This window comes from Bradyrhizobium sp. P5_C11_2 (assembly GCF_054049755.1).
In genome coordinates this window covers 1-9,125 of record NZ_JBFULT010000304.1, presented here as the reverse complement: position 1 = coordinate 9,125, position 9,125 = coordinate 1, and the positions used below count along the sequence as shown (strand labels likewise).

The following is a 9,125-nucleotide window of genomic DNA, read 5'->3' as shown; positions in this document are numbered from 1 at the left end:
ACGATCGGCCGATTCTGGTTCTTTGTCGGTGCCCGCACCTACAATCCGATCGTGAGGCAGGCTGCAATGGCCAAGGGCATGGATCTCGTCGACTGCGCCCGGCTGTTCGCGTTGACGTCAATTGCCGGCAACGACGCCCTCGTCGCCGTGTTCGACGCAAAATACCATTACAATCTCTGGCGGCCGATCACCGCCATACGCAACGCCGACCTGACGTCGAATCCGGCAACGCCTCGCGACCCGTCCTGGCTGCCGCTGGGGGAAACGCCGATGCATCCGGAATATCCCTGCGCTCACTGCATCACCTCGGCGGCGATTGCGACCGTGCTCCAGAGCGTCGTTGGAGATTTCGGCGAGTTCTCGCTGACCAGCCCCACGGCACCAGGTGTCACGCGCAAATGGTCGCGGCTCCAGGACTATAGCGACGAAGTCTCCAACGCCCGCATCTGGGCCGGCTTTCACTACCGGTTCTCGACCGAGATCGGCAAGGACATGGGCCGGAAGATCGGTGCGCTGACCGTCGCGACCCAGCTTCGCGGTGTGGAAGCGATGGCGGAGCCGAGGCGTTAGGGCTGCTGCCGGTTGCACGCATGCGCGCCCCGTCATCCTCGCTGTCGTCCCGGCCTAGTGCGCAATTGCGCACGGGGGGCCGGGACGACGCTGAGGAGGTATTGCGCTTCGAACCTCGGCATAGCCGAGCCGCGTTCGGCGACTATGTCCACCGCGTTCCAGGCCCTATAACCCCGCGTGAGAACCACGCGAGGGTAAAAATGTCTGAAGCTCAAATCACGGACTGGCTGGCGTCGCAGCGGCAGGCGATGATCGATCTGCTGCGCGATGTCGTGAACATCGATTCCGGGTCCTATGACAAGGACGGCGTCGATGCGGTCGGGGCGCGGTTCGAGCGGCATTTTGCCGAGCACGGCATTCCGTTCCGGCGCGAGGCCAACGCCACCTTCGGCGATGCGATCCATGCCGACGTGGCAAAGCCCGGGAGCAACGAGAAGCCGGTGCTGTTGATGGGGCATCGCGACACCGTGTTCGGCAAGGGCGAGGCCGGGCGGCGTCCGTTCACGATCCGCGACGGCCGCGCTTATGGGCCCGGCGTTGCCGACATGAAGTCCGGCCTCGTCATGAACGTGTTCGTGGCGACCGCCTTCCACAAATTCGGCGGCAGCCCGCATCCGATCAAGCTGCTGATCACCTCGGACGAGGAGATCGGCTCGCCGTCGTCGCGCCCCGTGATCGAGCGCGAGGGACGCGCCGCGCGCGCGGTGTTCAATTCCGAGCCGGGCCGGCCGACCGGCAACGTCGTCACCGGGCGCAAGGGCGGCATCTTCATGCATGTCGCCATCACCGGCAAAGCCGCGCATTCCGGTGCCAATTTCGCCGCCGGCGTCAGCGCGATCGGCGAGCTCGCGCACAAGATCGTGCAGATCCACGCGCTGACCAATCTCGACAAGGGCATCACGCTCAATGTCGGGCTGGTCACGGGCGGCCAGTCCGTCAACACCACGGCGCCCTCAGCCGAGGGCCAGATCGACCTGCGTTACGTCGACCCGGCCGACCGCGCCACCGTGATGGCCGCGATCGAGAAGATCATCGCGACCTCCTACGTGCCGGGCACGAGTGCGACGCTGACGATCAAGGGTGAGTTCGTGCCGGTGGTGCAGAGCGAGGCCTCGAAAGCGCTGTTCGAAGGCTATCAGGCGGCTGCAAAACAAGCGGGCCTCACCACGCTGCAGGGCGAGTTCTCCGGCGGCTGCGCCGATTCCGGCTTCACCGCCGCGGTCGGCACGCCGACCATCTGCGGCCTCGGACCGGTCGGCGGGCTCGCGCACACGCCGGAGGAATATCTCGAGCTCGACAGCATCGTGCCGCGCGCGCAGGCGCTGGCGCTGGCGATTTTGAGGGGGTGATCCCCGTCATTCCGGGGCGACGCGCAGCATCGAACCCGGAATCTCGAGATTCCGGGTTCGCGCTTACGCGCGCCCCGGAATGACAGTCGCGAGCTTCACGAATAACTCGGCGCGTCGGGTTTGCGGAAGATGTGGATGGGATCGCCCGGGACTATCGGCTGCCCGGTGAACATCGCATAGGCGAAGAGCGCGAGATAGGCGATCGCCAGCGCACCGACGGCGTAGAAGGCCCAGGTCGCGACGCGTTTCATCTTCCGCTCCATGGCCGTCCCGGATGGGCGGCTCAGGGCGCTTCTAGAGCGATGATGCGGAAAAGGCCAGCCTGAGCGACGCCTCTTTGCGGCGATCAAATGCCGCGCCGGGTGCGCGCGGGAACGCTGACGTCCGCGAGCTTTGCCGCGTCTTCGTCCTGATCGACCGCCACATATTGACCGTGCCAATAGGCCAGCGCGGCGGTCCGGGTCGAGCTCCTGATGTCCCTGACGCGGCCGATGACGATGCCGTGCGAATGCCGCTCGACGATCTCCTCGACCTCGCAATCGACGGCCGACAACGCACCGACCAGCAGCGGAACGCCCGAGACGGCCGTCACCCATTGGGCGCCGGCAAAGCGATCGGCGCCCTTCAGACCGCCCTTGCCGGCGAAGCGCTCGGCGATGTCGAGCTGGTCGGCATTGAGGATGTTCACGCCGAAAGCGCCATGGCGCCGGATCAGCGGGAAGGACGAGGCGTCGCGATTGATGCTGACCAGCAGCGTCGGCGGATCGACCGACAGCGAGGCCACCGAGGTGACCGTCATGCCGGTGATGTCCCGGCCCCGTCCGGCGGTGATGACGCTGACGCCACCGGTCAAATGGCGCATGGCGCCGCGGAAATCGGCGGACGAGACGGGGATTTCGGTCATGAGATCGCGAGGCACTACATTCATGGCGTGGTCCCCGAAGCGGGGTTCCCTCTATTTAGGTACGATCGTCCGCCGACAAAAGGTGGCTCAGGATCGAGCCTTCGAGGCCCGCGAGCTCGGCCGAGCCGCGCGCGCGGGGTCGGGTCGCGTTAACCAAGACATCGTGGGCGATGCGGCCTTCCTCGATCACCAGCACCCGGTCCGCCAGCGCGACCGCCTCGGAGACGTCGTGGGTCACCAGGATCGCGGTAAAGCCCTGGTCGCGCCAGACCCGCTCCAGCAGCCGCTGCATCGAGATCCGGGTCAGCGCATCCAGCGCGCCGAGCGGCTCGTCGAAGGCGAGCACGCGGGGACGGGAGACCAGCGCGCGGGCGAGCGCGACGCGCTGCTTCTGGCCGCCCGACAGCACCGAGGGCCATTGGTCGCGCTTGTCGGCGAGCCCGACTTCCGTCAGCGCTTTCTCCGCGCGTGCGTGCGCATCGCTGGACGAACGATCACGGCCGAGGCCGACCTCGACGTTGGAGAGAACGCGGGCCCAGGGCAACAGCCTCGGCTCCTGGAACATCACGCGGATAGCCTCGGGCTTGACCGCGTCGCCGAAGCTGACGCTGCCGGCGTCGATCTTCTCCAGGCCAGCGATCAGGCGCAGCAGCGTGCTCTTGCCGCAGCCGCTTTTTCCGACGATGGCGACGAACTGGCCGGCGGGGATGTGCAGGTCGATGCCGCGCAGCACCTCGTTGTCGCCGTAGGATTTGCGCAGACCCCGGATGCCGAGCGGCAGGCCGCTGGACTGCACCGGCTGCTCCTCGCGCACGACGCGAGCATGCGGCGCGAAGTTGGCGCGGCTGGCGAGCTCGGTTTCGGGAAGGGAGGTCCGAAGGGCTGTCTGCATGTCACTCTCAACGTTTCTGGAAGGCGGGGTGCCAGGAGAGCGTCAGACGCTCCAGCACGCGGGAGGCGCTGTCGGCGAGCTTGCCGAGCAACGCGTAGATCAGGATCGAGAGCACGACGACGTCGATCAGCATGAACTCGCGCGCCTGCATCGCCATGTAGCCGAGGCCGGAGGAGGCCGCGATGGTCTCGGCCACGATCAGGGTCAGCCACATGATGCCGAGGGCAAAACGGATGCCGACGAAGATCGAGGGCAGCGCGCCCGGGAAGATCACCCGGCGGAACAGCTCGCCGTCGGTCATGCCGTAGATGCGGCCCATCTCGATCAGCTGGGGATCGACGGTGCGGATGCCGTGCAGCGTGTTGAGGTAGATCGGGAAGAACACCCCTAACGCCACCAGGAACAGCTTTGCGCTCTCGTCGATGCCGAACCACAAGATGACCAGCGGGATCAGCGCCAGATGCGGCACGTTGCGCACCATCTGGAGCGTGGTGTCGGTGAGTCTTGCCGAGAGCTGCGACAGGCCGTTGGCGAGCCCGAAGGCGAAGCCGATGCTRCCGCCGATCAGGAAGCCGATCGAGGCGCGCCAGAACGAGACCCAGATGTTGCGCACGAGCTCGCCGGAGAGCAGCAGCTTCCAGCCGGCGAGCGCGACGTCGCTCGGCGCCGGCAGCACCCGCGTCGGCACGAAGCCGGTGACGCTCGCCACCTGCCAGATCGCGATGATGGCAAGCGGCACGATCCACTGGACCAGGCCGCCGACGCGCGGCAGCCGGAAGCTGCGCGGGAGCGAAACGCTGTCGATCAGGCTCATGATTGCGACACCTTGTGCTGCGGCCGGAAATCGCTGCCGACGGTTTCACCAAAGGGCCCGCCGTTGAAGTGCAGCTTGGTCACGTTAGAAGGCTGCTCCAGCGAGAGCAGCGGGAAGACCAGCTCGGCAAAGCGATAGGCCTCCTCCAGATGCGGGTAGCCCGACATGATGAAGGTATCGATGCCGATATCCTGATACTCCCTGATGCGCGCGGCGACGGTCTGGGCGTCGCCGACCAGCGCCGTGCCGGCGCCGCCGCGCACGAGACCGACGCCGGCCCAGAGATTGGGCGCGATCTCGAGCTTGTCGCGCTTGCCGCCGTGGAGCTGCGCCATGCGCTGCTGGCCGACCGAGTCCATGCGCGCAAAGTTCTTCTGCGCAGTCGCGATGGTCTCGTCGCTGACATGCTTGATCAGCTCGCCCGCCGCGCGCCAGGCCTCGTCATTGGTCTCGCGGACGATCACGTGAAGCCGGATGCCGAAGGAGAGTTTTCGGCCGCGCGCGCCAGCGACCTCCCTCACCTTCGCGATCTTCTCTGCAACCAAGGCCGGCGGTTCGCCCCAGGTGAGATATTTGTCGACGGCGTCGACCGCGACGTCGATGCCGGCGTCCGACGAGCCGCCGAAATAGAGTGGCGGACGCGGCGACTGCACCGGCGGGAACAGCAGCTTGCCATCCTCGATGTGGATGTGCTTGCCCTCGACATTGACGGTCTTGCCCGCGAGCAGGTCGCTATAGACGTTGAGGAACTCGCGGGTGACCTCGTAGCGCTCGTCGTGGGCGAGGAAGATGCCGTCGCCCTTGTTCTCGACGGGATCGCCGCCGGTGACGACGTTGACGAGGAGCCGGCCGCCAGTGATGCGGTCGAGCGTCGCGGTCATGCGCGCGGCCACGCTTGGCGATTGCAGGCCGGGCCTGACCGCCACGAGATAGCGCAGCCGCTCGGTGAACGGCGCGACTGAGGAGGCGACGATCCAGGAATCCTCGCAGGATCGACCCGTCGGCAGCAGCACGCCGTAATATCCGAGCTGGTCGGCGGCTTGCGCGACCTGGCGCAGATAGTTGAAGTTGACCTCGCGGCCGCCGATGCCGGTGCCGAGATAGYGGCCGTCGCCGTGGGTCGGCAGGAACCAAAGGATGTTGCTCTTGCTCTTGGATTGGCTCATGGATGTGCTCCTAGCCGTAAGTGGTGCCGACCGCGGCGGCGACGATGCCGATCGACATGACGATGGCTGCGATCACGCGTTGAACGATGCGCCTCATGTTCAAACCTTTTGAAACGGGGAGATTGGTGGGCACGCTCAAGCCGCCGGGTTGCGCCAGACGATGTCACGAATGACGATCGGCTTCGGGATCAGGCCGAGCTTGTAGAAGCGGTCGGCGACGCCCTGCTGGGTCGCGACGATGTCGTCGGTGACGGGACCGACCACGAAGTTCGAGCGGTTGGCGGCAATGGTCTGGATGTCGAGCGGGATGCCGGTGACCGCGGCCAGCGATTTGGCGACCTCGTCGCGGTGCTGCTCGGCCCATTTTGCGGTCGCGGTCGTCACATCGACGATCTGTTGCAGGATGGGGCCGTGGTTCCTGGCGAAATCGCGGTTGGCGATGTAGAAGGAGTTGGTCTTGGTGACCTCGCGCGCATTGATCAGGATGCGGCCGCTCTGCTTGGTCTCGCCGATCGCGAAATACGGATCCCAGATCGCCCAGGCCTCGATGCTGCCATTGGCAAACGCAGGGCCGGCATCCGGCGGCGTCAGATAGACCGGGGTGATGTCGGCATAGGTGAGGCCCGCCTTCTCCAGCGTCTGCACCACGATGTTATGAGCGCTGGAGCCCTTGGTGAAGCCGATGCGCTTGCCTTTCAGCTCGGCGATCGCGCGGATCGGCGAATCCTTGGGCACCAGAATGCCCTGGCCGTTGGTGATGGGCTGGCCTGCGGCATAGACGATCGCCGCGCCCGCGGCCTGGGCGAACACCGGCGGGGAATCGCCGACGGCGCCGTAATCGACGCTGCCGACATTCATCGCCTCCATCATCGGGGGACCTGAGGAGAATTCGACCCATTTCACCTCGATGCCTTGCGATGCGAAATGTTTTTCTAGAGCAGCCTGCTGGCGCGTGATGACCAGCACGCCGTTCTTCTGGTAGCCGATACGAATTTCCTTCACCGCGCCTTGCGCGCTGGCGGGCGAGGCGAACGCAGCGGCGGCCGCAGTTCCAACGGAGAGTTTCAAGAAGTCGCGACGCTGCATTCCAAGCTCCCGGCCGCCTGCGGCCGTTATTCCTTTGCGTTACGGGAATGATGGGGCGGGTTGCCAGAGGTGTCGAGACGCGCGGAAAAATAGCGATGCGAGCACTGCACTTGTGGCAGCGCGCATGATTAATCTTTCAAGCGGCCGCGATGATGCAGGGAGAATTTTTCCGCACGCGAATGTGAGAGCCGCACGCGTTCGGCGTCAAGACTCGCGGCCGGAACCAAAAACCGCGAAAACAACCCCATGCACAGTAAGCCGGGGCGTGCAAAAACAAGCACTTGCGCATTATCCGAAGTTCGTTTGACTCGTCGGGCAAAACAGGAGCAAGATGGCATCATGGCGATGTTCGGGATGGACGGTCCCTCGCCGTCCTAGTGCCGCCACCACACCGGCAGGTTCTGCAGCCCGCGGAACGCCCAGCCGCCGATCCGCACCGGCTCGTCGTCGGCGATCTCGATGCGGCCGGCGCGCGCGAATACGGTCGGCAGCGCGACGTCGGCGATCATCGCGCGGGAGGCCCAGGCGCCGGCGCAGAAATGCGGACCGGCGCCGAAGGCCACGCTCTTGCTGACGTCGCGCCTGATGTCGAACTGATCGGCACGCGCAAAATGCTTCTCGTCGCGATTGGCGGAGCCGAACATCAGGAACACGCGCTCGTCCAGCTCGAACGAGACGTCGCGAATCGTCCACGGCTTTGCGATGCGCCGCGGCGACATGCCGATCGGCGAGATCCAGCGGGCATATTCCTCGAAGGTCTGGAGCCAGGAGACCTCGCCCTTGCGCACGAGATCGAGCTGGTCGGGATGGCTGAGCAGCGCCCACACCGTGCCGGCGATGGCCTTGCGCGGCTCGTTCTGGCCGCCTGAGATCGCGAGTTTTACGTTTGCGCGCACGCTCTCCATTGGCATGCCCGAAGAGAGGAGGACGCCGAGGATGCTCTGGTCGGGATGCTTGCGCATCACCGGCAGGATGTCGTCGATTGCCGCGTCGATGCCCGACGTCGCGGCGTGGCAGCGCGCCTCGACGGCGGGATCGCCGGTGTAGTTGGCGATGCCGTCGATCATGCCTTGCGACCACGCGTCCATATCCTCAAAACGGATGTTGGTGAGGCCGGTGATCGACTTCAGGCATTCGCCGGAAAACGGCAGCGCGAAGTCGCGCATGAAATCGATCCGGCCGGGTTCGATGGCATCGATGATGCGGTCGGCATGGGCCTGAAACTGCGCGGTCCAGTAGCCCTTCACCGTCTTCGGCGACACCGTCGGAAACATCGCGCGCCGCTCGACCTGATGCGCCTCGCCGTCCTTGCGCATCATGTTGTGGCCCATCAGCCGGTTCATGAGGCCTGCGGGCTGGTGCGAGGAGAACACGTCGATCTGCTTCTCCGAGATCGAGATGTCGTCGCGGCTCGTCAGCAGCGTCGAGCCGAGCTGCGGCACGAAGGCGATCGGCGCCTCCTTCCGCATTGTCGCAAGCATCGGATAGGGGTCGGCCCAGAACGCGGCCGGGTCGACGTCGATGCGCGGCGCGGTGCTCAAGCTTCGCTCCCTTGCTGTGTCGTGCCAAGACTACCGCCTTCAAGGGCCGCCGTCTGTCCCCAGCGATTGGGACAGGTCGCATTGAGGCGTGCCCGTATAAGTCGGGTACGCGCAGCGACGGTGCAACGCTTCAAATCAGCAGGTCATGAGGCGCAGGTACAATGGCGTGATGCGCATCGCTATTGCCGTGGTTGGCCGCGTGTTCGTCCACTCCCGGAGAGACTATTTTGAGGATCATCTCGAGGGCCTCTCTCCGACCGAGCGGAACGCGCGAATCGAGCCGATGATCAAGCTCATTAATCTCAACGACGTCGACGAAAGTGGAGGGAGCTGCCTCGCCATCGAAGCGGAACGCCGGTTCGCCCGTCTCGGATACAGCGTTAGCCGGCTGTGCGGCTTCTGATACGATCGCAGCAGATGGCACAGCCTGCTGCGGGTTGCCGCCGGTTGCGACGCTCGGTTCGACGATCTCGGCTACTTCCGGTGCATTTTCAGAGGTTGAGTGCCCGGAGTTTCCATGTTCCACACCGCCTGGTTCTGCCGGCTTCYCTGACCCTGGCGAAGCGTCCGRAGCCGGAGCGTGATGCTCGGCACCATTGCCGACGCCGTTGCCTGGTACGGAGCCGGCTTCAGCCAACTCCGTGGCTGCCGCCTTTGCTGACCTTGGCTCCGAAGCGTGCTGCGAATGACCGCGGCCCGCGCTGGCGGCCGTCGCGAGGCCCGGATCGATGTTCTCTGCTGCTTCCGGCGCATTTTCAGAGGTTGAGTGCCCGGAGTTTCCATGTTCCACACCGCCTGGTTCT

General features: G+C 65.4%; 10 protein-coding genes and 1 pseudogene. 2 read left to right on the top strand and 9 right to left on the bottom strand.

The genetic code is table 11. The annotated features are described in order from the left end of the window. Together ACXJL8_RS25105 and ACXJL8_RS25100 are read left to right on the top strand one after the other, a co-directional pair. A partial coding sequence (locus ACXJL8_RS25105) for a vanadium-dependent haloperoxidase (protein ID WP_456685768.1) occupies positions 1 to 570 on the top strand: 570 nt, incomplete at its 5' end. 200 nt (positions 571 to 770) lie between these two features. After that, positions 771 to 1,919, top strand: coding sequence for a M20 family metallopeptidase (locus ACXJL8_RS25100; RefSeq protein WP_456623933.1), 1,149 nt, complete (start codon positions 771 to 773; stop codon positions 1,917 to 1,919). Between the two features lie 95 nt (positions 1,920 to 2,014). Here the strand turns inward: ACXJL8_RS25100 and ACXJL8_RS25095 are convergent, their stop codons facing one another. The 9 genes and pseudogenes from ACXJL8_RS25095 to ACXJL8_RS25055 all read right to left on the bottom strand — a co-directional run. Continuing rightward, on the bottom strand, positions 2,015 to 2,170 hold the full coding sequence (locus ACXJL8_RS25095; protein WP_456623934.1) for a hypothetical protein: 156 nt from the start codon (positions 2,168 to 2,170) through the stop codon (positions 2,015 to 2,017). A 95-nt stretch (positions 2,171 to 2,265) separates the two neighbouring features. Beyond that, positions 2,266 to 2,847: a flavin reductase family protein gene (locus ACXJL8_RS25090; protein WP_456623935.1), complete on the bottom strand. Its 582-nt coding sequence runs from the start codon at positions 2,845 to 2,847 to the stop codon at positions 2,266 to 2,268. Positions 2,848 to 2,878: 31 nt separating this feature from the next. Beyond that, positions 2,879 to 3,715 carry an ATP-binding cassette domain-containing protein gene (locus ACXJL8_RS25085; protein WP_456623936.1) on the bottom strand — a complete coding sequence of 279 codons (837 nt, stop codon included), beginning with the start codon at positions 3,713 to 3,715 and terminating at the stop codon, positions 2,879 to 2,881. 7 nt (positions 3,716 to 3,722) lie between these two features. Continuing rightward, the gene (gene ssuC / locus ACXJL8_RS25080) at positions 3,723 to 4,529 is read right to left on the bottom strand and encodes an aliphatic sulfonate ABC transporter permease SsuC (RefSeq protein ID WP_456623937.1); all 807 of its coding nucleotides are present in this window, start codon (positions 4,527 to 4,529) and stop codon (positions 3,723 to 3,725) included. After that, positions 4,526 to 5,695, bottom strand: a complete 1,170-nt coding sequence (ssuD, locus tag ACXJL8_RS25075) for an FMNH2-dependent alkanesulfonate monooxygenase (RefSeq protein ID WP_456685767.1) — start codon at positions 5,693 to 5,695, stop codon at positions 4,526 to 4,528. The genes ssuC and ssuD overlap by 4 nt, the downstream gene beginning before the upstream one ends. A gap of 10 nt (positions 5,696 to 5,705) precedes the next feature. Further along, the gene (locus ACXJL8_RS25070) at positions 5,706 to 5,828 is read right to left on the bottom strand and encodes a hypothetical protein (RefSeq protein WP_456623939.1); all 123 of its coding nucleotides are present in this window, start codon (positions 5,826 to 5,828) and stop codon (positions 5,706 to 5,708) included. A 2-nt stretch (positions 5,829 to 5,830) separates the two neighbouring features. Beyond that, positions 5,831 to 6,781, bottom strand: coding sequence for a sulfonate ABC transporter substrate-binding protein (locus ACXJL8_RS25065; protein ID WP_456623940.1), 951 nt, complete (start codon positions 6,779 to 6,781; stop codon positions 5,831 to 5,833). A 374-nt stretch (positions 6,782 to 7,155) separates the two neighbouring features. After that, positions 7,156 to 8,322, bottom strand: coding sequence for a cytochrome P450 (locus ACXJL8_RS25060; RefSeq protein WP_456623941.1), 1,167 nt, complete (start codon positions 8,320 to 8,322; stop codon positions 7,156 to 7,158). Between the two features lie 130 nt (positions 8,323 to 8,452). Further along, positions 8,453 to 9,125 (bottom strand): annotated as a pseudogene (locus ACXJL8_RS25055) (LuxR C-terminal-related transcriptional regulator); the annotation flags it as partial.

Excerpts from the sequence above, each read along its gene's own strand:
- ACXJL8_RS25100 (WP_456623933.1), top strand. The coding sequence starts at position 771 with ATGTCTGAAGCTCAAATCACGGACTGGCTGGCGTCGCAGCGGCAGGCG.
- ACXJL8_RS25095 (WP_456623934.1), bottom strand. The coding sequence starts at position 2,170 with ATGAAACGCGTCGCGACCTGGGCCTTCTACGCCGTCGGTGCGCTGGCG.
- ACXJL8_RS25090 (WP_456623935.1), bottom strand. The coding sequence starts at position 2,847 with ATGAATGTAGTGCCTCGCGATCTCATGACCGAAATCCCCGTCTCGTCC.
- ACXJL8_RS25085 (WP_456623936.1), bottom strand. The coding sequence starts at position 3,715 with ATGCAGACAGCCCTTCGGACCTCCCTTCCCGAAACCGAGCTCGCCAGC.
- ACXJL8_RS25065 (WP_456623940.1), bottom strand. The coding sequence starts at position 6,781 with ATGCAGCGTCGCGACTTCTTGAAACTCTCCGTTGGAACTGCGGCCGCC.